This window comes from Neisseria sp. P0021.S007, from assembly GCF_051956855.1.
The window spans coordinates 1-571 of record NZ_JBQCXA010000895.1; the positions used below are offsets into that span (position 1 = coordinate 1).

Annotated in this window: 1 pseudogene; it reads right to left on the reverse strand. The window is 37.1% G+C overall.

Features of this window, described 5'->3' with window-relative positions:
* Positions 1-571, reverse strand: a pseudogene (locus ACTHUR_RS16585) (type II CRISPR RNA-guided endonuclease Cas9); the annotation flags it as partial.

Genomic DNA, 571 nt, shown 5'->3' on the forward strand with positions numbered 1-571 from the left:
CGTTTTTTCAGACGGCATGGTCTGATTTCTTTGCCCAGTTCATCGATTTGGTATTTTTGCATCAATACAAGATTTTGGGTACTAATACGGAATTGCTGTTCTTTAGAGCCTTTATCATGCCAAGCTAAATAGAATCGTCCATTAGAGCTATCACAGTTGATATAGTAGGCGAATTCTACTTTAGATTTTTCATCTTTCTGAAAAGCAATCAGATCATACTTATGCAAGCTAAAACAGAATGTATAGCTATCATCAATCCGGTATCCTTTACAATCAATATCGGGAAGAATGTTTTCAGCAACCTGCCAAGCATAGATGGGAACAATAAAATACTGATTTTTTCCTTTCTTATCCACTTTACAGAACACATCAACACGTACCATGTCTCCATTATCTGCAATGGTATAAGCATTTTTTTTGTTTAATAAGACTCCGCTCTCTTGGGTTTTTTCGACCCTCACAGCTTTAACCAGTTGTCCCCCCTTTTTATAAAACGGATTGTCCTTAGGGTCAAATGCTTGTTTAGCATTACCTCCATATGCCCCTAAACGTGCCTTAAGTTGTCTCTTAT